The sequence below is a fragment of the Mesorhizobium sp. B2-3-7 genome (assembly GCF_006442695.1).
Classification (GTDB): domain Bacteria; phylum Pseudomonadota; class Alphaproteobacteria; order Rhizobiales; family Rhizobiaceae; genus Mesorhizobium.
The window spans coordinates 133,056-156,852 of sequence record NZ_VFVV01000001.1; the positions used below are offsets into that span (position 1 = coordinate 133,056).

The 23,797-nt window shown below is 64.3% G+C and carries 21 protein-coding genes and 1 tRNA gene; 4 read left to right on the forward strand and 18 right to left on the reverse strand.

The genetic code is table 11. The features are described from left to right. Positions 1 to 2: 2 nt before the first annotated feature. Both proB and obgE read right to left on the reverse strand, forming a co-directional pair. Complete coding sequence (gene proB, locus FJ940_RS00680) at positions 3 to 1,142, reverse strand: glutamate 5-kinase (RefSeq protein WP_140493503.1); 1,140 nt, start codon at positions 1,140 to 1,142, stop codon at positions 3 to 5. Between the two features lie 7 nt (positions 1,143 to 1,149). Continuing rightward, a complete protein-coding gene (gene obgE, locus FJ940_RS00685; protein ID WP_140493021.1) occupies positions 1,150 to 2,181 on the reverse strand; it encodes a GTPase ObgE in 1,032 nt (343 codons plus the stop codon). Positions 2,182 to 2,310: 129 nt separating this feature from the next. Here obgE and FJ940_RS00690 point away from each other — a divergent pair, with 129 nt between their 5' ends. Then, a complete protein-coding gene (locus FJ940_RS00690) occupies positions 2,311 to 3,180 on the forward strand; it encodes an endonuclease/exonuclease/phosphatase family protein (protein WP_140525012.1) in 870 nt (289 codons plus the stop codon). A gap of 194 nt (positions 3,181 to 3,374) precedes the next feature. Here the strand turns inward: FJ940_RS00690 and FJ940_RS00695 are convergent, their stop codons facing one another. The 3 genes from FJ940_RS00695 to FJ940_RS00705 all read right to left on the reverse strand — a co-directional run bounded on the left by FJ940_RS00695 (position 3,375) and on the right by FJ940_RS00705 (position 5,126). After that, complete coding sequence (locus tag FJ940_RS00695) at positions 3,375 to 3,962, reverse strand: GNAT family protein (protein WP_181171730.1); 588 nt, start codon at positions 3,960 to 3,962, stop codon at positions 3,375 to 3,377. A gap of 137 nt (positions 3,963 to 4,099) precedes the next feature. Further along, entirely contained in the window at positions 4,100 to 4,369 is a 270-nt protein-coding gene (gene rpmA, locus FJ940_RS00700; protein ID WP_140493012.1) for a 50S ribosomal protein L27, read from the reverse strand. Between the two features lie 100 nt (positions 4,370 to 4,469). Then, positions 4,470 to 5,126, reverse strand: coding sequence for a 50S ribosomal protein L21 (locus tag FJ940_RS00705; RefSeq protein WP_140566774.1), 657 nt, complete (start codon positions 5,124 to 5,126; stop codon positions 4,470 to 4,472). A gap of 574 nt (positions 5,127 to 5,700) precedes the next feature. Between FJ940_RS00705 and FJ940_RS00710 the strand changes: the two genes are divergently transcribed. Continuing rightward, positions 5,701 to 5,790: transfer RNA gene (locus FJ940_RS00710), tRNA-Ser, on the forward strand. A 1,384-nt stretch (positions 5,791 to 7,174) separates the two neighbouring features. Here the strand turns inward: FJ940_RS00710 and recQ are convergent. Next, entirely contained in the window at positions 7,175 to 9,016 is a 1,842-nt protein-coding gene (gene recQ / locus FJ940_RS00715; RefSeq protein ID WP_140654845.1) for a DNA helicase RecQ, read from the reverse strand. Positions 9,017 to 9,205: 189 nt separating this feature from the next. Between recQ and FJ940_RS00720 the strand changes: the two genes are divergently transcribed. Beyond that, a complete protein-coding gene (locus FJ940_RS00720) occupies positions 9,206 to 10,627 on the forward strand; it encodes a coniferyl aldehyde dehydrogenase (protein WP_140654847.1) in 1,422 nt (473 codons plus the stop codon). A gap of 230 nt (positions 10,628 to 10,857) precedes the next feature. Here FJ940_RS00720 and FJ940_RS00725 read toward each other — a convergent pair whose 3' ends face one another. From FJ940_RS00725 to FJ940_RS00755, 7 genes are all read right to left on the reverse strand, one after another. Next, on the reverse strand, positions 10,858 to 11,196 hold the full coding sequence (locus tag FJ940_RS00725) for a cupin domain-containing protein (protein WP_140654850.1): 339 nt from the start codon (positions 11,194 to 11,196) through the stop codon (positions 10,858 to 10,860). Between the two features lie 26 nt (positions 11,197 to 11,222). Beyond that, entirely contained in the window at positions 11,223 to 11,987 is a 765-nt protein-coding gene (gene kduD / locus FJ940_RS00730) for a 2-dehydro-3-deoxy-D-gluconate 5-dehydrogenase KduD (RefSeq protein ID WP_140649929.1), read from the reverse strand. Beyond that, complete coding sequence (gene kduI / locus FJ940_RS00735) at positions 11,984 to 12,835, reverse strand: 5-dehydro-4-deoxy-D-glucuronate isomerase (protein ID WP_140649928.1); 852 nt, start codon at positions 12,833 to 12,835, stop codon at positions 11,984 to 11,986. Before kduI ends, kduD begins: the two co-directional genes overlap by 4 nt. A 22-nt stretch (positions 12,836 to 12,857) precedes the next feature. Next, positions 12,858 to 13,631 carry a FadR/GntR family transcriptional regulator gene (locus FJ940_RS00740; protein ID WP_140649927.1) on the reverse strand — a complete coding sequence of 258 codons (774 nt, stop codon included), beginning with the start codon at positions 13,629 to 13,631 and terminating at the stop codon, positions 12,858 to 12,860. An 8-nt stretch (positions 13,632 to 13,639) separates the two neighbouring features. Then, entirely contained in the window at positions 13,640 to 14,920 is a 1,281-nt protein-coding gene (locus FJ940_RS00745; RefSeq protein WP_140560745.1) for a TRAP transporter large permease, read from the reverse strand. Further along, positions 14,921 to 15,472, reverse strand: a complete 552-nt coding sequence (locus tag FJ940_RS00750; protein WP_140550947.1) for a TRAP transporter small permease — start codon at positions 15,470 to 15,472, stop codon at positions 14,921 to 14,923. 79 nt (positions 15,473 to 15,551) lie between these two features. Beyond that, positions 15,552 to 16,529, reverse strand: coding sequence for a TRAP transporter substrate-binding protein (locus FJ940_RS00755; RefSeq protein WP_140654851.1), 978 nt, complete (start codon positions 16,527 to 16,529; stop codon positions 15,552 to 15,554). Positions 16,530 to 16,893: 364 nt separating this feature from the next. Here FJ940_RS00755 and FJ940_RS00760 point away from each other — a divergent pair, with 364 nt between their 5' ends. Then, a complete protein-coding gene (locus FJ940_RS00760; RefSeq protein ID WP_140654854.1) occupies positions 16,894 to 18,384 on the forward strand; it encodes a mannitol dehydrogenase family protein in 1,491 nt (496 codons plus the stop codon). A 53-nt stretch (positions 18,385 to 18,437) separates the two neighbouring features. Here the strand turns inward: FJ940_RS00760 and FJ940_RS00765 are convergent, their stop codons facing one another. The 5 genes from FJ940_RS00765 to FJ940_RS00785 form a co-directional block, all read right to left on the reverse strand. Continuing rightward, the gene (locus FJ940_RS00765; protein WP_140492977.1) at positions 18,438 to 18,845 is read right to left on the reverse strand and encodes a F0F1 ATP synthase subunit epsilon; all 408 of its coding nucleotides are present in this window, start codon (positions 18,843 to 18,845) and stop codon (positions 18,438 to 18,440) included. Positions 18,846 to 18,957: 112 nt separating this feature from the next. Next, positions 18,958 to 20,544 carry a F0F1 ATP synthase subunit beta gene (gene atpD, locus FJ940_RS00770; protein ID WP_181165201.1) on the reverse strand — a complete coding sequence of 529 codons (1,587 nt, stop codon included), beginning with the start codon at positions 20,542 to 20,544 and terminating at the stop codon, positions 18,958 to 18,960. 70 nt (positions 20,545 to 20,614) lie between these two features. After that, positions 20,615 to 21,499 (reverse strand): F0F1 ATP synthase subunit gamma, encoded by an 885-nt coding sequence (locus tag FJ940_RS00775; protein ID WP_140492974.1) that lies wholly within the window; start codon positions 21,497 to 21,499, stop codon positions 20,615 to 20,617. A 46-nt stretch (positions 21,500 to 21,545) separates the two neighbouring features. Next, on the reverse strand, positions 21,546 to 23,075 hold the full coding sequence (gene atpA / locus FJ940_RS00780; RefSeq protein ID WP_140492971.1) for a F0F1 ATP synthase subunit alpha: 1,530 nt from the start codon (positions 23,073 to 23,075) through the stop codon (positions 21,546 to 21,548). Next, positions 23,075 to 23,635 (reverse strand): F0F1 ATP synthase subunit delta, encoded by a 561-nt coding sequence (locus FJ940_RS00785; RefSeq protein WP_140654857.1) that lies wholly within the window; start codon positions 23,633 to 23,635, stop codon positions 23,075 to 23,077. Before FJ940_RS00785 ends, atpA begins: the two co-directional genes overlap by 1 nt. Positions 23,636 to 23,797 lie beyond the last annotated feature (162 nt).

Genomic DNA, 23,797 nt, shown 5'->3' on the forward strand with positions numbered 1-23,797 from the left:
GCTCATCCTCCGCCCGTTACTTGGTCGCCCGCGAGGCTGACCACAAGGTCGTCGCGGTGGATCATCGCCGAACGCGCCTCGTAGCCGAGCACGGTCTCGATTTCGGTTGTCTTCAGGCCTGCGATCCTTACGGCATCCGCGGCATCATAGGCAACCAGCCCGCGGGCGATCTCGCGACCCTCGGGCGACAGGATCGCCACCGTATCGCCGCGCGAGAAATTGCCGCTGACCAGCTTGACACCGGCCGGCAGCAGCGACTTGCCCGATGTCAGCGCCCCGACGGCGCCGGCATCGACGGTGAGCCTTCCCGCCGGTTCGAGCTGGCCGGCGATCCAGCTCTTGTAGCCTTTCACCGGGTTGGCGCTCGGCCGGAAGAAGGTGGCGCGCTCGCCGCGCTCGATCGCCATCAGCGGCGAAAGCCGCGTGCCGGCGGTAATGATCATGGCCGTGCCGGCCGCGGTGGCGATCTTGCCGGCGTCGAGCTTCGTGCGCATGCCGCCGCGCGACAGTTCGGAAGCCGCGGCACCCGCCATCGCTTCGATCTCAGGCGTGATGCGATCGACCACCGCGACGAATTTGGCCTCCGGGTCACGCGCCGGCGGCGCGGTGTAGAGACCGTCTATATCCGAGAGCAGCACCAAAAGGTCGGCGCCCATCATCGTCGCCACCCGCGCGGCCAGCCGGTCATTGTCGCCATAGCGGATCTCGGAGGTCGCCACGGTGTCGTTCTCGTTGATGACCGGCACCGCCTTCATCTTCAAGAGCGTCGAGATCGTCGCCCGGGCGTTGAGGTAGCGGCGGCGCTCCTCGGTGTCGCCAAGCGTGAGCAGGATCTGGCCCGATTTCAACCCGCCCTTGCCAAGCGCATCCGACCAGGCGCCGGCCAGCGCGATCTGGCCGACGGCTGCGGCCGCCTGGCTCTCCTCGAGCTTCAGCGCCCTTTTTCCAAGATCCAGAATGGTACGGCCCAGCGCGATGGCGCCCGACGACACGACCAGGATTTCCGCGCCGCCTTGAGCCAGCACGGCGATGTCGTCGGCCAGCGACGCCAGCCAGTCGCGCTTCAGCCCAGCGGTGCGGTCGACCAGAAGCGCCGAACCGATCTTGACGGTGATGCGTCGGTATTTCTTCAGCGACTGCACGGTCATGCTATTTTTCCCAGCGCGTGTCGACCGGCGCCGCGATCGCGTCGCGCGCTTCGGCCACCACCGCCATCAGCGCGCGCAGCACCGCTTCGACCCCTTCGCCGGTGACCGCCGACAGAAGCATCGGCGCACGGCCGGCGGCGCGCTTCAGCGACGCGACCTTCTTCTTGCGCTCATCCGCATCAAGCGTGTCGACCTGCGAAAGGGCCAGTATCTCGGCCTTGTCGGTCAAGCCATGGCCATAGGCTTCGAGTTCGGCGCGCACGGTCTTGTAGGCCTTGCCGGGGTTCTCCTCCTGCGCCGACACCAGGTGCAGCAGCACGCGCGTGCGCTCGACATGGCCAAGGAAGCGATCGCCGATGCCGACGCCCTCATGCGCGCCTTCGATGAGGCCGGGAATGTCGGCGATGACGAATTCGCGCGCATCGATGCGTGCCACCCCCAGGCCGGGATGCAGCGTGGTGAAGGGATAGTCGGCGATCTTCGGCTTGGCGGCGGTGACGGAGGCGAGAAAGGTCGATTTGCCGGCATTGGGCAACCCGACCAGCCCGGCATCGGCGATCAGCTTCAGCCTGAGCCAGATGTTGAGCTCCTCGCCGGGCTGACCCGGATTGGCGCGGCGCGGCGCCTGGTTGGTCGAGGTCTTGAAATGCTGGTTGCCGAAGCCGCCATTGCCGCCCTTGGCCAGCAGGAAGCGCTGGCCGACCACGGTGAGGTCGCAGATCAGCGTCTCGTTGTCCTCTTCGAACACCTGCGTTCCAGCCGGCACTTTCAGCGTGACGTCGGCGCCCTTGGCGCCGGTCATGTTGCGGCCCATGCCATGAGTGCCGGTCTTGGCCTTGAAATGCTGCTGGTAGCGGTAGTCGATCAGCGTGTTCAGCCCGTCGACCGCTTCCAGCCAGACGTCGCCGCCGCGGCCGCCATCGCCGCCGTCCGGTCCGCCGAACTCGATGAATTTCTCGCGCCGGAACGACACGGAACCCGCGCCCCCGTCGCCGGAGCGGACATAGACCTTGGCTTGATCGAGAAATTTCATCGGACAGCAGTTTCTTTATTGGCCTTGCGGCATTGCTCTAAACCTTGCGCCTTGCTCTAAACCAAGGCGCGGCGAAGGGCGAGGCCGTTTTGTGACAGTGGCCGCGTGGGGTTGGCCGGAGATGTCGGCATGAAGCTTGTAACCTACAACATCCAGTACGGCATCGGCCTCGATGGGCAGTACGATGTCGGGCGTATCGCCGACGCCGTGCGCGGCGCCGATGTCATCGCGCTGCAGGAGGTCACCCGCAACAATCCCAGGAACGGCGGACGCGACATGGTCGCCGAGATCGGCGAGGCGCTGCCCGACTATTTCGCCGTCTATGGCAGCAATTTCGAGGCCAATATCGGCTCGCGCATCGAAAACGGCCGCGCCATCACCACCACCTTCCAGCTCGGCAACATGGTGCTGTCGAAGACGCCCATTCATCTGTCGCGCAACCTGCTCCTGCCGCGAAGCCGCAGCTTCGAGATGATGAACTTCCAGCGCGGCGCGCTGGAGGCGCTGATCGAGACGCCGCTTGGTTTCATCCGCTTCTATTCCATCCATCTCGATCACCGCAGCCCGGTCGAGCGCGCCAGCCAGATCCAGTTCCTGCGCCGGCGCCTGTTGAACTATGCGCTTGAAGGCGGCGCGCTGTCCGGCGTCGCCGAGATCGGCCTGCCGGAACTGCCGCACCCCGAGGCCTTCGTCGGCATGGGCGACTTCAACATGCTGGCCGGATCGCCCGAATATGTCGAACTCGCCGGCCGGCCGGACCACGAATTCGGCATGCCGCTGACCGCCGACTTCGCCGTCGATGCCGCCCTGCGCCTCAATGTCGCCGGCGACGATCTCGTCAGCTGGGTCGACCCCAAGGACCCCGGCAATACCGACCGCCACAAGCGTATCGACTATATCTTCACCAGCGCCTCGCTTGCCCGGTCGCTGAAGCGCCTGTGGGTCGACCGAAAGGCTGTTGGCTCGGACCATCTGCCGGTATGGGCCGAACTGGGCTGAGCCCAAATCGATGCACGTTTCTTTCCGAACCTTTGACCAGAGGCCCAGCGCCGATGTGTGCTGAGATTCAGGTCAGGCCGAGCCGAAAACGTTGGTTTTCGAGAACCGGAGCGGAGCGTACTTAAGGTACGCGAGCACCGGAAGCGCAGAAAATCAGCGTTTGCAGGCCGGCCTCACCTGAATATCGGCACACATCAAAAATGTACCCAGTTGCGCAGGCTGGTCCATGTCTTCCGGTCGAGGCGGTAACGCTCGACGGGCACCTGGCCGGCGACGATCGAGTTCAGCATGCCCTGGCCCGCATACTGGAAGCCGCATTTGTGGATCACCCGGCGCGAGGCCGGATTGATGACCCGCGTCGAGGCATGAAGCACCTGGATGTTTGTCCGCTGGAACGCGAGATCGACCAGGGCGTGCGACGCCTCGGTGGCGAAGCCGCGCTTCCAATAGGACTCACCGATCCAGTAGCCGAGCTCCAGTCCGCGGTCGGTGGTATTCAATCCGGCGCAGCCAACGAAGGTTTCGGTGCCCGCCAGCGTCAGCGCATAGGCGATACCGGCGCGGCGCGACTTGGCCATGGCCAGGAAAGCGCGTGCCTCGGCCTCGCCATAGGGATGCGGCATGCGCGCCAGCATCTCGGCGACATGACGGTTGTCGGCGAGCTCGACCAGTTGCGCGATGTCGCTTTCGCGCGGAGCCCGCATCACCAGCCGCTCGGTGACCAGCACCGGGCAATCGATCGCATAACTTTCGTCTTCTGAGTCTTCCGCTTCGGCAACCATGTCAAAGTCCTCCAGGCACAAGAAAAAAGGGAGATGGAAACCCATCTCCCCTGATCCTTTTCCTGGCTTTGCCAAACCTTCTGGCTTCCAGACACCGGTTCCCGAGATGGGCTGCCGGTGTTGTGGCGCGGAACCGGCTACTCCGCTGCTTTGGTAATCGGGTTGACCGATACGTAGGTTCGGCCGTTGGCTTTTTTGTTGAACGTCACGGCGCCGGCTTCGAGCGCGAAAAGCGTATGGTCGGTACCCATGCCGACATTGACGCCGGGATGCCAGGTGGTGCCGCGTTGACGAATGATGATGTTGCCCGGGATGACGGCTTCGCCGCCGAACTTCTTCACGCCCAGACGCTTGGAATGCGAGTCGCGACCGTTGCGCGACGAGCCGCCAGCTTTCTTGTGTGCCATCTAACTAACTCCGATGCGCCCAGGGGCGCTTGAATGGTCTTATGAACGCGTTCGCGTTCCGTTTCAAGTCCGATCCGGCGACGTTTCGCGCCGGTTCGCCTTACTTCTTCGCCAGTTCCTTGGCCTGCTCGCGCCAGTCCTTGATCTGGTCGGCGCTGAACGGCATGTTCTCGTCGATCTTGGCCACATCCTTCTCGGTCAGCTTGGCGAGCTGCGCGAAGGTGATGATGCCCTGTTCGTTGAGATCCTTGGCGGCGACCGGGCCGATGCCCTTGATCACGGTCAGATCGTCCGGCTCGCCCTTCGGCGCCTTGAACAGCGGCGCTGCCGCGGTCTCGGCCTTTGCCTCTTCCTTCGGGGCGTCCTTCTTGGCCTTGGCTTCCTTCGGCGCCGCGTCGGCGGCTACCTCGGCCTTGGCAGCGGCCTTCTTGGCCGGCTTGGCGCCACCCAGCAGGATCTCGGAGATCCTGACCGTGGTCAGCAACTGGCGATGGCCGATCTTGCGGCGCGAATTCTGGCGGCGGCGCTTCTTGAAGGCGATGACCGTGCGGTTCTTGCCCTGCTCGACGACCTCGGCGGTGACAACCGCGCCGTCGACGAACGGTGCGCCGAACGTGACATTCTCGCCCTCGCCATGCGCGAGCACGTGGCCGATCTCGACGATATCGCCGACATTGGCTTCGACTTTTTCGATCTTCAGGAGATCGTTGGCGGCGACGCGATACTGCTTGCCGCCCGTTTTGATGACTGCGAACATTTTTTGCCTTTCGCTGTTCGGTCGGCCTCGATGAACCGCCTGTGGCGGTTCGGCCGTCTTTTTGTCAGTCTGCGGGTTCAAAAAACAAGCGGCGCGGAAGAACCCTCCACGCCGATTGCGCGCTGTCCCTAACCGAAGGTTTGTTGCGAGTCAAGGCAAACGGCCAGATTCTCAGGGCAACGAATCCGGGCTAACGGGTTCCTTCGGAGCTTTCGTCGGCGCGCTGTTGATGGAGCCTTGAACGGAAAAACCCGCCTGTGCGGCGGGTCCCTGGCGCAACTCAGCACCATAACCAGATCTCTACCATAGTTGCCTTCACCCCGTCAAGAAAAAATTCCTATCAGGAGGTCGCCGGCACCGCCGGACCGGCGTCCTCAGGCCTCGTTAACCCGAGTTCGAAATCTTGGCCGGATTGCTGGCCGGCGAAGTGGCTGGCATCGTCTACCGCGGTCGGGACCGCGTCGCTCCGGGCCAGCCTCTGACGCAAGCTGACTTTCCGGCGGATTTGGCCTTGTAACCTGCCCGTTCAGCCGTTATCTAGTGCGCCGCGCCGGCAACGGCCGACCATGACCGCGGAGAGGTGGCAGAGTGGTCGAATGCACCGCACTCGAAATGCGGCATGGGTGCAAGCCCATCGGGGGTTCGAATCCCTCCCTCTCCGCCAGTCCGAATTGATTTCCTTACCTTATTTGGCTTTTCCCGCCCAGCCATAAACGTTTGCTAAAGCGAAGCAGCCGCACCGGGGGAGTGCGTGCAGCCCTGAGCTCCTGCGGCGCTGTAATTGTCTGGCATCGGGATTGCCGTGTAATCATCTGACGATAAGCTTCGCCAGCGAGCCCGGTGCCGAAACCCACGGGTCATCGAGGCACGAAATAGCGGGCGCGGCCACCAGCTGCGTCCTCTCTCGCCAGTCCGGTCGCAACCAGCGTTTCCAAAACCTGGGCCACACGTCCGCTGCGCTTGCTGGTGTTCCTGCCATCGAACGATAAGGAAACATCATCCAAATGCGCCGGCGCCGGGAGCTTGGCGAACAGGTCACGCACGAGCCTAATTTGTTCCAACCGTCGGACGGCCATTTGGCCAGTCCGAAATCTCGATAACGGTTGCGTCCGCCTCGATTTGTTCTTCCCTCGCGCCGGGCCGACCAGCTAAAGCCGGGATCAAGTCCTCCCACCCATAGGCTGCAAGCACAGCCAGGACTGATTGAACGATTTCGGACCTGGTCGACACGAAAAGCGCCGTCCAAGCGGCGATGCAGGTCTATAGGGCGGGCACGGCGACGGCCGTTGCGCACTGCGCACTGACTGCCCCCATTTCGACGGTCTCGCCGCGTCTGGTAGGCTCGGCGGCTTACGGTACTGGCAAGCTCGCCAAGCAGTTGACAGGCTGACGCCGACACAGCGTCGCCTACTCAGTCGTCTGCTCGTCCAGGCGGGCCGCGTGACAGCGCCAGTCAGCGACGAGCAACGGAGGCAGCGCGGGTACTGATCGAAGCAACCCCGCTGTTAGGGCAGCGTAGCTGGGGCGTAGCAGCTCACAAAAGGCGCTTTTCCAGTGCCTGATATCATTGCGCAATGATAGGCTTTCCTCGACGCGGAATTGAACACCATCATACCGTCGCCGGGTGCCACTAACCAATCGGCTGGCGACGCCGCCAGCGGAGCTTGCGTCCTGGCGAGCATTCCACTGCCCAACAGAATAGCCGCTGCTATTATCAAGGTATCGGCTCGGATTTGCATTGGTTGTTGCCTCCCTTTCGTCGTTCGTCAGGGCGGTGCCTGCCTTGACGACTGCCAATCTAGCACCAGTGTCAAGGCATGGAAGACAGTCGAGAGGATGGTTATCGTTCTGGCGCACGGTCTTCCGTGATCTCGCCGGAACGAAGGAAGTCGATCATTGACGCGACGAACGCACCAGCCGCCACGGCAAGCGGCACCGAAAAGCAGACGGTGCCATATTGATCAGCTCAGACAGCGAGGTGACGTCACGAAGGCACTTCTGTCTGGATGGCCGCTGTAGCCTGTGCGTGACGCGTCGACCGGTTCAGCTCAATTCGGATGATGCCCGGCAATCGCGGCGAGAAAAATCTCCCCGAATTCCCTAAGCTTCGCCGCTCCCACGCCATTCACCTCGGCGAAGGCGTCGAGGTCGCGCGGGCGGCGTTCGGCCATGTCGATCAGCGTGCGGTCCGAGAACACGACATAGGCCGGCACCTGCCGCTCCTTGGCCAGCCGCAGCCGCAGCGCCTTGAGCGCGCCCAGCAGCGATGCATCCACACCCTCGGCGCTGGCGGCGGAGCTTTCCCCGGAACGCTTCCTGCCGCGCGCGAGAGGGTCCCGCATCTCGACGCGATAATGGAACGCAACCTCGCCGCGCCCGAGGGCGCGGCCGCTTTCGGAAATGGCGAGGCCGCCATGGCCGTCCGGATCCGGCACAAGGAACCCGCCGGCGACCAGTTGCCGGATAAGCGACAGCCAGACCGTTTTCCTATACGCCGCGCCGGCCCGGAAACTGGTCAGCGTTTGATGGCCTCTCGCCAGTACTTTCTCGGTCTCGTGGCCGAGCAGGATGTCAATGACATGGGCGGCGCCGAAGCGCTCGCCGGTCTGCGCGACTGCCGTCAGGATGATCCGCGCTTCCGCTCCGCCATCGGCGCGCGGCGCCTGGTCGAGGCAGTTGTCGCAATTGCCGCAGGGCGCTGCCTGTTCGCCGAAATAGCCGAGCAGGATCTGCCGGCGGCACTGTACCGCCTCGCAATAGCCGATCAACGTATCGAGCCGGCGATGCCCGCGCTTCTTGTGTTCAGGTGATGATTCTTCGTCGTCGATGAACAGGCGCCGCATGCGGATATCGCCGAGCCCGTAAAGCATATGCGCCTCGGCTGCCCGCCCGTCGCGGCCGGCGCGGCCGATCTCCTGATAGTAGGCTTCGAGGCTGCCCGGCAGGTCGGTGTGGAAGACATAGGCGACGTCGGGCTTGTCGATGCCCATGCCGAAGGCGATGGTCGCCACCATGACGACGCCGGAGAGCGTCATGAAAGCGTTTTGGTTCGCCTCACGCGCCTCCTTGCTCATCCCGGCGTGATAGGCGAGCGCGGTCACGCCGTTCTTCTCGAGAAAAGCCGCCATCTCCTCGGTCTTCTTGCGCGACAGGCAGTAGACGATGCCGCTTTTGCCCGCGTGACGCTGGACGAAGCGCAGCAACTGGCGCTTGCTGTCCTGCTTGGCCTCGAGGGCAAGCTTGATGTTCGGCCGGTCGAAACCCAGCACCACGGTTTCGGCGCGCCCGGCAAACAGACGCGCTTCGATATCGGTGCGGGTAGCCTCGTCCGCCGTCGCCGTCAGCGCGATGATCGGCACTCGCGGGAAGATGGAGCGCAGCCGCGACAGATCCTCATATTCGCGCCGGAACGCCGGGCCCCATTGCGAGATGCAATGCGCCTCGTCGACGGCGATCAGGCTGACGTCGAGCTTGGCCAGCGCCTCGAGCATCCGCTCCGTCATCAGCCGCTCCGGCGCGAGGTAGAGCAGGCGCGTCTGGCCGGAGGCGACACGGCGCCATGCCGCCACATTGGCCTCGCGCTCGATCGAGGAGTTGATCGTATCGGCTGCCACGCCGGCAAGGCGCAACGCCGCGACCTGATCCTGCATCAGCGCCACCAGCGGCGAGACGACGATCGCAAGGCCGCCCAGGACCAGCGCCGGAACCTGGTAGCAGAGCGATTTGCCCGCACCCGTCGGCATGACGGCCAGCACATGGCGTCCGCCCAGCAGCGCGTCCATGATTTCGGCCTGGCCGGGACGAAAATCGTCGAAGCCGAACACGTCCTTCAGCACGCGTTGCTTGCGGTCTGGTGCATCCGGCGGAACGCTCGCCGTCGATATTGGCATCTCGCAATGGTCCCCGTTTGGCTGAGGCAACGTTCTTAAAGCGAAGATCGCCGGAACGCTATCCGCGGATGCGCGGGGTGGCATGTCCACCGGCTCCAATTCGTACCTTCCCCTGCGACATCAGCACCCCTGCTGGATTCCCTCACGCGCTGCGATGTAAGCTTGCCCGGGACGACCAGGGAGGGAGCGATGCTGCAGACCAGACAGGATGCTCTCGGCGAACGCTTCAAGCAGCAGCGCGCCGCATTCGAGGCGCAGCCCTTTCCGGGCCTCGATCTCCGCAAGGATCGCCTCGCCCGGCTGCTGGCGCTCACGGAAAAGCATGAGGCCGACATCTGCGCGGCAATCGACACCGACTTCGGCGGCCGCTCGGCTCATGAGACCCGCCTTGCCGAACTGTTCGTGGTGCGGGCCGGCATCCGCCACGCACTGTCTCACCTGAAAGGCTGGATGCGGGAACGCCGCGTCGCCACCACCTTGCCGTTCCTGCCGGGCAGGAACCGGCTCGTCGCGCAGCCGCTCGGTGTCGTCGGCATCGTATCGCCCTGGAATTATCCTTTCCAGCTCGCCGTCGCGCCGGTCACCGCGGCGCTCGCCGCCGGCAATCGCGTGCTGGTCAAACCCTCCGAATTTACGCCCGCCTTTTCAGCGCTGCTGGCGCGCCTGGCCGCCGAGCATTTCGCACCGGACGAACTCGGCGTCATCACCGGCGACGCGGAGGTCGGCAAGGCTTTCGTGTCGATGCCTTTCGATCACCTGCTGTTCACCGGTTCGACGGCCGTCGGCCGCCAGGTCGCACTGGCCGCCGCGGCCAACCTGACCCCGGTTACGCTGGAACTCGGCGGCAAGTCGCCGGCGATCTTCGACCCCTCATGCGACCTCGATGCGGCGGCGGCCAGCGTCGCCTATGGCAAGCTCCTCAATGCCGGGCAGACCTGCATCGCGCCGGACTACCTGCTGGTGCCCAAGGGACAGTCAGGCATCGTGGCAGAGAAACTCGCGGCGGCTATGGCGAAGCTCTACCCCAGCCTGCGCGACAATCCGGACTATACCGCCATCGTCAGCGACCGACATTATCAGCGCCTGCGGGCCATGATCGCGGAAGCCCGCGACGCCGGCGCCGATGTCACCGAAATCAACCCGGCCGGCGAGGCGTTCGGCGCCACAGGCCGCAAATTGCCGCCGACCCTGGTCAGGAACGCCGATCCCGACCTGCGGCTGATGCGCGAGGAGATTTTCGGGCCGGTGCTGCCGATCCTCGAATATGCCGGGATCGACGACGCCATCGCCCATGTCAACCGGGCCGACCGGCCGCTGGCGCTCTACTGGTTCGGGCGAGACGGCGGCAACCGGCAACGCATCCTGCACGAGACCATCGCCGGCGGCGTCACCATCAACGATTGCATGCTGCATCTGGTGCAGGAGAACCAACCCTTCGGCGGCGTCGGCGCCAGCGGCATGGGCGCCTATCACGGGGAATGGGGCTTTCGCACCTTCAGCAAGGAGAAGCCGGTTTTCCTGCAGTCGCGCTTGAGCGCGGGAAGCCTTCTGCGTCCGCCCTACGGCAAGACCTTCGAACGGCTTTTCGGCCTGCTCAGGCACATGACTTGAACGCCGTGCACCGCCCCCGCCGCCAGCGACGCGATCACATGCCGGCGCAATCACATGGTCCGCGCGTTAAGCCTATCTTCACCATGATTCGGCAGGCTCCATCTCCTGCGGCCACGTTTCGAGTACCGCGGCGCGCAAGCGCCCAGGCAACAGACCCGCGGAGGCGCGGGTTTTTCATTTGGAAACAGCGCGCCGAAACGAGCGTCCATCGCTCATCGCATGGCCGGCCCTCAGGCGAGGAAATCGGCGCGGTGCGGCGTAAAGCTGTCGACCAGCCGGCCGGCTTCGAGCGCCTTGACGCCATGCACCAGGCCGGACGGCACGATGAAGCTGCCGCCTGTCTCGATGATTTCGGTCCGGCCGTCGATGGTCACCTCGAAGCGGCCTTCGGCGACGTAGCTTGCCTGTACATGCGGATGCGAATGCAGGGCGCCGACGCCGCCCTTGTCGAAGGCGAACTCGACCATCATCAGTTCATCCGTGTGCAGGAGAACGCGCCGCCCGTTGCCGTCCGGCGTCGCCGTCCAGGCGCCCGCGCCGGCCTGCGAGAAGATTTTCGTTTCGCTCATCCCAATATCCTCGTCGAGACAGATACTCACCGCGCCAGCCAGCCGCCGTCCACCGGCACCATCGCGCCATGCATATAGTCCGACGCCGGCGCCAGCAGGAAGGCCGCCGCATCGCCAATATCTTCCGGCCGGCCCCAGCGGCCGGCCGGGATGCGCGCCAGGATCGAGGCGCTACGGTCGGGATCGGCGCGCAGCGCCTGCGTATTGTTGGTTTCGATATAGCCCGGCGCGATGCCGTTGACGTTGATGCCTTTCGCTGCCCATTCGCAGGCGAGCAGCCGGGTGATGCCGAGCACGCCGTGCTTCGAGGCGGCGTAGGACGCGACGCGAATGCCGCCCTGGAAACTCAGCACCGAGGCGATGTTGACGATCTTGCCTTTGCGTCCGCCGGCAAGGACGCGCCTGGCAAAGCCTTGGCAGAGCAGAAAAGCCGTTTTCAGGTTGAGGTCGAGCACCTCGTCCCAATCGGCCTCAGAAAGGTCGATTGCATCGGCGCGCCGGATGATGCCGGCATTGTTGACCAGCCCGTCGAGCGGCCCGCTTTCGTCCCACACGCGCTCCAGCATCGGACCTGCGGCAGATGTGTCGGCAAGGTCGGCCGCGACCGCCTCGAACCGCCCGCCCGCCGCGGCGATCCTTGCGGCCGTCTCATCCATCGAGGAACGGCCGACACCGACGACCGTGCCGCCGGCGCGCGCGATCGAGACGGCAATGCCCTGGCCGATGCCGGTGTTGGCGCCGGTGACGAGGATGCGCCGGCCGGTCAGGCTGAAGGCGGAAAGATCGCTCACCGCAGATCTTCCATCGCCACCGGATCGACATCGGTATAGTCGACATTGTCGCCGGCCATCGCCCAGATGAAGGCATAGCTGGAGGTGCCGGCGCCTGAATGGATAGACCAGCCCGGCGACAGCACGGCCTCCTCGTTGCGCATGACGATGTGTCGGGTCTCGTCCGGCTCGCCCATGAAATGGAAGACGCGCGCCGCCTCCGGCAGGTCGAAATAGAGATAGGCCTCCATGCGCCGGTCGTGCACATGGCACGGCATGGTGTTCCAGATGGAGCCCGGCGCGAGTTGCGTCATCCCGACGACGAGCTGGCAGGTCCTGGCCCCGTCGGCATGGATGAACTGGAAGATCGAGCGTTCATTGCAGGCCTCCTTGCTGCCGAGATCGAGACGCCTGGCGTCACCGATGCGGATCAGCCGGTTGGGAAAGGTTTGATGCGCCGGCGCGCTGAGCAGATAGAACTTCGCCGGCGCCGCCTTGTCGACTGAGGCGAATGACACATCCTGCGTGCCCATGCCGAGATAGAGCATGTCTCGCGCCTGCAGCTCATGGAACTGGCCGCCGGCTTCGATCGTGCCGGCGCCGCCGATATTGACGGCGATCAACTCGCGGCGCTCGAGAAAGCCTTTCGTTCCGGTCGGCTTGATTGCCTCCAGCCGAAGCGGCGCGCCGGCCGGCATCGCGCCGCCGACGATCATGCGGTCGTAATGTGTGTAGGTCAGGCCGACGCGGCCGGGCTGGAACAGGTCTTCGATGTGGAAATTGTGGCGCAACTCGTCGGTCCCCATGGCCGCGGCGGCGGCAGGGTCGATGGCGAAGCGCGATGTGTAGTCGGTATGGTTCTGGCTCATTGCTGTCCTGACTTGAGATGGATCATTCGCCGGCCGCCTTGACCGAGTCGGAATAATAGACCTGCCGCGCGTGCAGGCGCTCGCGATAGCGCTGCTGGCTGGCCGAGAGATGCGTGCGCATCGCCTCGCGCGCGGCTTCGGCATCGCCCGATGTGATCGCGTTCAGGATCACCAGGTGCTCACGCTGCAGCCCGCGCTGATAGCTGTCGGACTGCACAAGCTCGGTCGACCAGGGCGAGGTCACATCGCACGGAATGGCGCGCCGGCCGAGCACGTCGAGCATCTCGACATAGAACGGGTTATTGGTGGCGCTGGCGATGGCGCGATGGAAGGCGAGATCGGCCGGACCGGTCGGCTCGCTGGCGAGCAACAGCCGCTCGAACTCGAAGAAGGCTTCCTGGATCGCCGCCTCCTGGGCCGCGTTGCGGCGGATAGCGGCGAGCCCGGCCGATTCGATCTCGATGGCGAGCCGCACTTCGAGCACGTTGAGTGCGATCGAATCCTTGCTGCCCATATCGGCCGCGAGCGCCCCGAACATCGTCGAGATGTGCTCTGTGACGAAGACGCCGGCGCCCTGCCGCGGCTCGACCAGGCCATCGGCGGCGAGCTTGGCCAGGGCTTCGCGGATGACGGTGCGGCTGACGCCGAAGGTTTCGGTCAACTGGCCCTCGGTCGGCAGTTTGTGGCCGGGCAGGATCTCGCCTGCCTGAAGCTGCCTGCGAATTGCCGCGACGACGGTTTCCGACAGTTTGGGTTTTCTCTCGACCCTGAGGTCGGTTGCGCTATCCAATGCCATGTCGTCCTCTACTTGAACACGCTCGGCAACCAGAGCGAGATGGCCGGAATATACGTCACCAGCCCGAGAACGACGATACCGGCGCCATAGAACGGCCAGATCGAGCGCATCGCTTCCCAGACCGTGATCTTGCCGACGGCGCAGGCGACGAACTGCACCGTGCCGACCGGCGGCGTGTTCAGCCCGATGCCGAGATTGAGGATGGTGATGACGCCGAAATGCACGGGATCCACGCCATAATGTGTGACCAGCGGCAGGAAGATCGGCGTGCAGATGATGATCATCGGTCCCATGTCCATGAAGGTGCCGAGCACCAGCATCAGGACATTGAGCAGCAGCAGCACGACGAGCGGATCGGTGGAGATCGCATTCATGCCGGCGATCAGCAGCACCGGCACTTTGAGATAGGCCATCAGCCAGCTGAAAGAAGCCGCCGTACCGATGATCAACAGCACCATCGAAGTGGTGCGCACGGCGCCCTTGGTGGCGTGGACGAAATCGCTCCAGCCCATCGAACGGTAAACGAGGACGGTAACAAGCAAGGCGTAGAGAATGGCGATGCACGAACTCTCCGTCGCTGTGAAGATTCCGGAGCGGACGCCGCCGAAGATGATGCCGATCAAGAGCAGTCCCGGAATAGCGATGAGCGCCAGCTGCCCGACACGCGAAAAACCGGGGAAGGCCTCGACCGGGTAGCCGCGGCTGCGGGCGACGAAATAGGCGGTGACCATCAGCGAGGCGGCGAACAAAAGGCCCGGTAGTATGCCGGCGGTGAACAGGTCGGCGATCGAAATCTTGCCGCCCCCTGCGATCGAATAGATGATCATGTTCTGCGATGGCGGCAAAAGCAGCGCGATCAGCGCCGCCATCGAGGTGACGTTGACGGCATAGTCGGCGCCGTAGCCGCGTGCCTTCATCTGCGGGATCATCAGCCCGCCGACGGCCGCGGCCTCGGCCACGGCCGAGCCGGAAATGCCGCCGAACAGCGTGCCGGCGATGATGTTGACCTGACCGAGGCCGCCCCGGACATGGCCGACCAGGGAGCCGGCAAAGGAAACGATGCGCTGCGCGATGCCGCCGCGCACCATCAGATCGCCGGCATAGATGAAGAACGGGATCGCCATCAGGGAGAACGCGCTCATGCCCGATTTCATCTGCTGGAACACGACCAGGGGCGGCAGGCCGAGATAGAGGACGGTGGCGAAGGAGGCCGCACCAAGACAGAACGCGATCGGCGTGCCGCCGAACATCAGCAGTGTGAAGACGCCGAACAGGATCCAGAGCTCCATCTAGGCCTCCTGCACCGCCGGCATCTCCGGCACGTCCTCGAGATTGATGTCCTTGTCGATATCGACGCCCGACCAGCGCAGCGCGATGCGCTCGGCCGAGAACAGGCAGATCAGCACGCCGCCGGCGACCAGCGGCAGATAGTCGAAGCCACCCGGCAGCTCGAGCGCCGGGATGATGGTGTGCCAGGTCAGGCCGACAAGCTTGCAGCCGTACCAGACCATGCCGAACCCGAAGCCGAGCACGATCAGGTCGGACAGCGTGCGCAACGCTCCCTTGCTGCCTTTCGGCAGGATATAAAGCAGCACGTCGAACCCCATATGGTAGTTCTCCCGCACGCCGACGGCGGCGCCAAGGAAGATGAACCAGTTCATCAGCATGATGGCGCTGGTTTCGGTCCAGCTCGGCGACGAATTGAGCACGAAGCGGAAGAAGACCTGATAGGCGACGAGCGCGGTCATGGCGACCAGCCCGATGCCGGCCAGATAGAGCGCTCCGTCGCAAATCCTCGAAAGCACGACGCTGAACCGCGGCGGCGCCGCGCTGCTTGTCATTATCGCCATCTGATCCTCCCGATCGCCGGCCGGTCACGAAGGCGCGGGACGGCATGCATTGCCCGCCCCGCGGCCGACTTCACTTGGTCGCCTGGATGCGGGCGGCGAGGTCCTTCAGCGCCGGCGTCGACAGGTATTTGTCGTAGACCGGCTTCATCGCGTCGATCAGCGGCTGCTTGTCGATCTCGCTGACCTTGACGCCTGCCTTTTCGACGATATCGCGGGATTTCTTCTCCTGCGCGTCCCACAGTTCGCGCATCTTGACGACGCTGTCCTTGGCCGCCTGGCGCACGATCGCCTGGTCTTCCGGCGAGAGCTTGTCCCAGCTCGCCTTCGCCATCACCAGCACCTCCGGAACGATCTGGTGCTGGTCGAGCGTGTAGTGCTTGGCGACCTCATAGTGCTTGGCGGATTCGAAGCTCGGCCAGTTGTTTTCCGCGCCGTCGATGACGCCGGTCTCAAGTGCCGAATAGACTTCGCCATAAGCCATTGGCGTGGCGTTGGCGCCCAGTGCGTTGACCATGTCGACGAACACGTCCGACTGGATGACGCGGAATTTCATGCCCTTCAGATCGGCGATCGAGGCGATGTCCTTCTTGGTGTTGTAGAAGGAGCGCGCGCCGGAATCGTAGAAGGCCAGACCGACCAGGTCATGTGCCTCGAAAGCTTTCAGGATGTCGTCGCCGATCGGCCCGTCCATGACATGGCGCATATGTTCGACCGAGCGGAATATGTAGGGCAGCGACGGCACCGCGGTTTCCGGCACGATGCCGTTGAACGGCCCCATCGAGACACGGTTGAGGTCGATGACGCCGGTCTGGGTCTGCTCGATCGTGTCCTTCTCCTCGCCGAGCTGCGCCGAATGATAGACCTCGACCGAATAGCGGCCATCGGTGCGCTGCTTGATCAACTCGCCCATGTATTTCACCGCCTCGACCGTCGGATAGCCGTCGGGGTGCGTGTCGGCCGACCGCAGCACGGTTTGCGCGTTGGCGATGCCAATCAGCAGCGAGCCGAACGCGAATGTAGCCGCCGTCAATTTCGAAAAATGCAACATGACTTTCCTCCCTTTTTCAAAAATCAAGGCGCCGGCTCAGAGCCGGCGCATCACCAGCCCGTCATCCCTGCTCAATCTTGGCCATTTCGGTCAGCATCCGGTGCGGGCGAGCGAGCGTGGACGCGCGTCGGTGCTAAGCAGCAAATCCGCATCTGTCACTGCCACGGTGATCCTCCCCATGAGGGGTTATCGGTAGGGTCGCAAGGAAATAATGTCAACATACAAAAAATTGATTGTTGTATGATGACTTTGACCCGGGAACCGGCCATTGTGCCGGACGGCAGTGGATGTTACGCCGCTGCCGTTTTCCTTCGCCGACCCTACGGGGCGGCTCCCAAAGGCCAATCGGGGACTTCGCACAGCAATGAACAGGCGTCTTTCGAAGGATACGATCGCGACGTTGCCGGCCAGGATCGCCGTGCCGCGTTTTGATCGCGCATCGGTCACGCAAGGCATCGTGCATCTGGGGGTCGGCGCCTTTCATCGCGCCCACCAGGCAGCCTATGTCGACGATTGCCTGGCTGCCGGAGAGACGGATTGGGGCATCGTCGGCGTGTCGCTGCGCAGTGCCGACACGCGCGATGCGCTTGCGCCGCAGGACGGGCTCTACACGCTGGCGATCCGCAGCGGGGGCGAGGAAAGTCTTCATGTCATCGGCTCCATCGGCGCGATGCTGGTGGCGCCGGAAGATCCCGCCGCCGTGCTGGCCGCGCTGACCGATCCGCGCACCCGCATCGTGACGCTGACCATCACCGAGAAAGCCTATCTGCGGGCCGCCGGCGGCGGGCTCGACGCAGCCCACCCTGACATCGCCCATGATCTGGCGAACCCGCATCTGCCGAAGACCGCGCACGGCTTTCTGGCCGAGGCGCTTGCACGCCGTGGCGCGGCCGGCTTGCAGCCCTTCACCGTGCTCTGCTGCGACAACCTGCCTGCCAACGGGGCGACCTTACACAGGCTGCTGGTGGAATTCGCCGCGCTGCGCGATGCCAGCCTCGGTGAGAAGGGCGCTACCAGGCTTGCCGGCCATATCGCCGACGAGGTCGCGTTTCCCTCGAGCATGGTCGATCGCATCGTGCCGGCCACGACCGATGCCGACCGGGCGCGGATCGCTCTCGAGCTCGGCGTCGACGACGCCTGGCCGGTCATGACCGAGCCGTTCCGCCAGTGGGTGGTCGAGGACAATTTTCCGGCAGGCCGCCCGGCCTGGGAAAAGTTCGGCGTCACCATGGTCGGGGATGTCAGGCCCTTCGAGGACATGAAGCTGAGACTGCTCAACGGTGCGCATTCGGCCATTGCCTATCTCGGCCTGCTCAGCGGACACGCCACCGTCGACCGCGCCTTCGCCGATCCGGCGATCAGGCGCTTTGTCGATGCGCTGTGGGCCGAGGCAATCCCGACGCTGCCCACCGATGCCGGGCTGGACACCGCGAGCTATACGGCAGAGCTTGCCCAGCGTTTCTCCAACACAGCACTTGCCCACCGCACCGCGCAGATCGCCAATGACGGCAGCCAGAAACTGCCGCAGCGCATCATGGCCTCCGCGATCGAGCGCCTCCATTCAGGCGCCGCGCCCGGACATCTCATGCTGGCGGTTGCCGCCTGGATCACCGCCTGCGAAGCGCGCGGCAAATCCCTGCCCGACGGCCATTTTACCGACCCGCTCGACATGCCGATGACGGCGATCATTGACCGGAATCTGCCCGCTGCCGAAACCGTCGCGGCAGTGTTCGATCTCGCCGGCTTCGCGACCGGGGCGCCTGAACGGCCAGGATTGATGGACCTTGCGGCCGTCCATCTCGAGCAGTTGCGCCGTGGCGGACCGGCTCAGGCCTTCGCGGCATTGGGCATTTAAAAACAAAAAAGCGAGGCAAGGCCCCGCTTTTCAGTCGACTACTGGTGCCAGCCTTAAGCCGGCAGGATGGCGCCTTCCAGCGTGGTGAGCTGGCTGAGGAATTGTTCGGCCTTCGTGCGCGACCGATCGTCCTTGGCGTCGGCGGCGTCTTCCCTGGCTTCCTGGATGCGGCGCGCGAGATCGGCGCGGTCGACATCCTTCACCGCGACAGCCGATTCCGCCAGCAGCGTGCAGCCGGCCGGAACGATGTCGGCGAAACCGCCGAAGACGACGTAACGCTCTTCACCGCCCGATGCGGCCTTCACCGTGACGACGCCCGGCTTGATCGTGGTCATGACCGGTGCGTGATGCGCCATGACAGTCATCTCGCCTTCCGCACCCGGAATGACGACTGCCTCGACCTCTGCGGAAACCAGCAGGCGCTCCGGCGAGACCAGTTCGAACTTGAAAGCTTCTGCCATGTCGATTTAGCGAGTAGGGAATAGTGAGTAGGGAAGTAGGGGAAAGGGCAATTGCGCCCGGTCACCTGCCTGCCATTCACTACCGACTACTGACTACTCCCTATTCCCTTGATTAAGCCGCTTCAGCCGCGAGACGCTGTGCCTTCTCGACCGCTTCCTCGATGCCGCCGACCATGTAGAAGGCGGCTTCCGGCAGGTGGTCGTAGTCGCCGTTGCAGAGGCCCTTGAAGCCCTTGATGGTGTCGGCGAGGTCGACCAGCTTGCCCGGCGCGCCGGTGAACACTTCGGCGACGAAGAAGGGCTGCGACAGGAAGCGCTCGATCTTGCGGGCGCGAGCCACCGTCTGCTTGTCCTCTTCCGACAACTCGTCCATGCCCAAGATGGCGATGATGTCCTGCAGCGACTTGTAGCGCTGGAGGATCGACTGCACCTGGCGCGCGACGGCATAATGCTCTTCGCCGACCACCAGCGGGTCGAGCATGCGCGAGGTCGAGTCCAGCGGATCGACGGCCGGATAGATGCCCTTTTCGGCGATCGAGCGGTTGAGCGTCGTCGTCGCGTCAAGGTGGGCGAACGAGGTCGCCGGCGCCGGGTCGGTCAAGTCGTCGGCCGGCACGTAGATGGCCTGCACCGAGGTGATCGAGCCCTTGGTGGTGGTGGTGATGCGTTCCTGCAGGGCGCCCATGTCGGTGGCGAGCGTGGGCTGGTAGCCCACGGCCGACGGGATACGGCCAAGCAGCGCCGACACTTCCGAACCGGCCTGCGTGAAGCGGAAGATGTTATCGACGAAGAACAGCACGTCCTGGCCCTGATCGCGGAAATATTCGGCGACCGTCAGGCCGGTCAGGCCGACGCGGGCACGCGCGCCCGGCGGTTCGTTCATCTGGCCATAGACCAGCGCCGCCTTGGAGCCTTCGCCGCCGCCCTTCTTGTTGACGCCGGATTCGATGAACTCGTGATAGAGGTCGTTGCCCTCGCGAGTGCGCTCGCCGACGCCGGCGAACACCGAATAGCCGCCGTGCGCCTTGGCGATGTTGTTGATCAGTTCCTGGATCAGCACCGTCTTGCCGACGCCGGCGCCGCCGAACAGGCCGATCTTGCCGCCCTTGGCGTAAGGTGCGAGCAGGTCGAGCACCTTGATACCGGTGATCAGGATCTGTGCTTCCGTCGACTGTTCGATATAGGCCGGGGCCGGCTGGTGGATCGAGCGCAACTCGACCGCGTCGACCGGGCCTGCTTCGTCGACCGGCTCGCCGATGACGTTGATGATGCGGCCGAGCATGCCCGGACCGACCGGCACGGCGATCGGGCCGCCGGTGTCGCGCACTTCCTGGCCGCGCACCAGGCCTTCGGTGGAATCCATGGCGATGCAGCGCACGGTGTTTTCACCCAGATGCTGGGCAACTTCGAGAACCAGGCGGTTGCCGACATTGGTGGTCTCGAGCGCATTCAGGATCGGCGGCAGGTGATCGCCGAACTGCACGTCGACCACGGCGCCGATGACCTGCCGGACCTTGCCGACGATGCCGGTGGCTTTGCTGGCCACGGCCGGGGTTTTTACCGCGGCGGCCCTGGTCGGCGCTGCCGCTTTCTTGGCCGGAGCCGCCTTAGCTGCTGCGGCCGGAGCCTTTGCCGGTGCCGCCTTGGCCGGGGCTGCTGCCTTGGGAGCCGCCGTTTTGGGGGTCGCTGCTTTCGCCATCGTCTTTACCCTTTTCGTCCTTTGTTTCTCGCGCGGTCGGATCGAGGTCGTTGACCCCGGGAAACCGTGCCTAGAGCGCCTCGGCGCCCGAAATGATTTCGATCAGTTCCTTGGTGATCTGCGCCTGGCGCTGGCGGTTGTAGGTGATCGACAGCTTGTTGATCATCTCGCCGGCGTTGCGCGTGGCGTTGTCCATCGCGCTCATCTTGGCGCCCATTTCGCCAGCCGCGTTTTCGAGCAGCGCGCGGAAAATCTGCACCGCGATGTTGCGCGGAATGAGCTCGGACAGGATTTCACCCGGCTCGGGTTCGTATTCGTAGACGGCGCTGGCGCCGTCAGCAGCCTCGGCCGGAGCTGACGAAGCAGCGGCCGGAATGATCTGCTGCGCGGTCGGAACCTGGCTGATCACCGACTTGAACTGCGAATAGAACAGCGTGCAGATGTCGAAGCCGCCCTCGTTGAACAGGTGGATGACCTTGCGGGCGATCGTGTCGGCATTGACGAAGCCGAGCGTCTTGACCTCGCGCAGGTCGATCCGGTCGAGGATCATCGAGGCATAGTCGCGGCGCAGGATATCGAAACCCTTCTTGCCGACGCAGATGATCTTGACCTGCTTGCCGTCGGCGAGGAGCCTGCGGATGTGGTCACGGGCAAGACGGGCGATCTGCGAATTGAAGCCGCCGCACAGGCCGCGCTCGGCCGTGCAGACAACGAGCAGGTGCACGTCGTCCTTGCCGGTGCCGGTCATCAGCGCCGGGGCATCGCCGCCGCCGCCGATCGCCTGGGTGATGTTGGCCAGCACGGAACCCATGCGCTCCGAATAGGGGCGCGCCGCTTCCGCGGCCTCCTGTGCACGGCGCAGCTTCGCCGCGGCGACCATCTGCATCGCTTTGGTGATCTTCTGCGTCGCCTTGACCGAGGCGATACGGTTACGAAGGTCTTTTAATGAAGGCATGCTTCAAACCTGATCCCGTCTTGTCTCATCCGGACTGGCGCTTCGCTCAGGCGAAGGTCTTGGCGAAAGCGTCGATCTCGGCCTTCAGCTTGCCGCGCAGATCGTCCGACAGCGCCTTTTCCTTGCGGATGGCGTCGAGGACGTCCTTGCCGGCCGAACGCATGTGGCTGAGCAGGCCATGCTCGAACTTGCCGACCTGGTTGACCGGCAGCTTGTCAAGATAGCCGTTGACGCCGGCGAAGATCACCGCGACCTGCTCTTCCGTCTTCAGCGGCGAGAACTGCGGCTGCTTCAGGAGCTCGGTCAGGCGCGAACCGCGGTTGAGCAGGCGCTGCGTGGCGGCATCGAGATCCGAGCCGAACTGCGCGAAGGCCGCCATTTCGCGGTACTGCGCGAGCTCGCCCTTGATCGAGCCGGCAACCTGCTTCATCGCCTTGATCTGCGCCGAGGAGCCGACGCGCGACACCGACAGGCCAACATTGACGGCCGGACGGATGCCCTGGAAGAACAGGTTGGTTTCGAGGAAGATCTGGCCGTCGGTGATCGAGATCACGTTGGTCGGGATATAGGCCGACACGTCGTTGGCTTGGGTTTCGATGACCGGCAACGCCGTCAGCGAACCGTTGCCCATGTCGTCATTGAGCTTGGCGGCGCGCTCGAGCAGGCGCGAGTGCAGGTAGAAGACGTCGCCCGGATAGGCTTCGCGGCCCGGCGGGCGGCGCAACAGCAGCGACATCTGGCGATAAGCGACGGCCTGCTTCGACAGATCGTCGTAGCTGATCAGCGCATGCATGCCGTTGTCGCGGAAATACTCGCCCATGGTGCAGCCGGCGAACGGCGCCAGGAACTGCATCGGCGCCGGATCGGAAGCGGTGGCGGCGACGATGATCGAATATTCGAGCGCGCCGCGCTCTTCCAGCACCTTGACGAACTGCGCCACGGTCGAGCGCTTCTGGCCGACGGCGACATAAACGCAGTAGAGCTTTTCCTTCTCGGGGCCGTTGTCGTGCACCGACTTCTGGTTGAGCATCGTGTCGAGGATGATGGCGGTCTTGCCGGTCTGGCGATCGCCGATGACCAGCTCGCGCTGGCCGCGGCCGACCGGGATCAGCGCGTCGATGGCCTTGAGGCCCGTCGACATCGGCTCATGCACCGACTTGCGCGGAATGATGCCGGGCGCCTTGACGTCGACGCGCTTGCGTTCGGTCGCCTTGATCGGGCCCTTGCCGTCGATCGGGTTGCCGAGCGCGTCGACGACGCGGCCGAGCAGGCCCGGACCGACCGGAACGTCGACGATCGCGCCGGTGCGCTTGACGGTGTCGCCTTCCTTGATGTCGCGGTCGGCGCCGAAGATGACGACGCCGACATTGTCGGCTTCGAGATTGAGCGCCATGCCGCGGATGCCGCCGGGGAATTCGACCATCTCGCCGGCCTGGACATTGTCGAGGCCGTAGACGCGGGCGATACCGTCACCGACGGACAGCACCTGTCCGACTTCGGAGACCTCGGCCTCCTTGCCGAAATTCTTGATCTGGTCTTTCAGAATTGCGGAAATTTCCGCGGCGCGGATGTCCATCAGCCGACCTCTTTCAGTGCAAGCTTGAGCGAATTGAGTTTGGTTTTGAGCGACGTATCGATCTGGCGCGAGCCCATCCTGACCACCAGCCCGCCGAGCAGCGACGGATCGACGGTGACGGAGATGGAAACGTCCTTGCCGGCAACGCTCTTCAGCGCCGCCTTGAGTTCAGTCTGCTGGGCAGCGCTCAATTGGTGAGCCGACGTTACCTCGGCGGTCGTCTCGCCACGATGTTCGGCGGCGATCTGGCGGAATGCCCTGATCATGCCGGGCACGGCGAACAGCCGGCGGTTCTTGGCGACGACGCGCATGAAATTGCCGGTCAGGCCGGTGATCCCGGCCTTGTCGGCGATCGCCGCGATGGCCTTGGCCTGGTCCTCGCTGGAGAACACCGGGCTGTTGATCAGCCGGGTCAAGTCGGCGCTGCCCGCGAGCATCGCCTCGAAACTGTTGAGGTCGGCTTCGACCTTGGCGACGGAATTCGCCTGCGATGCCAGTTCGAACAGCGAACCCGCATAGCGTTCTGCGACACCTGAGATTGGCGATGACGATTGGGCCACGGACCGTCTCTTCTCTTGTCTGACAGGCCGCAGATTGTTGGCGCGAGCGAAAACTCTGGCTAAATCTTTGACCTTACTGCATTTTTTCAAGCACGGAGGCGCGGCTTCCGCTATCCCCGGCCGAAAGTCGATTGCCGTCTAGCACAGGCCTTTTAAGACCGC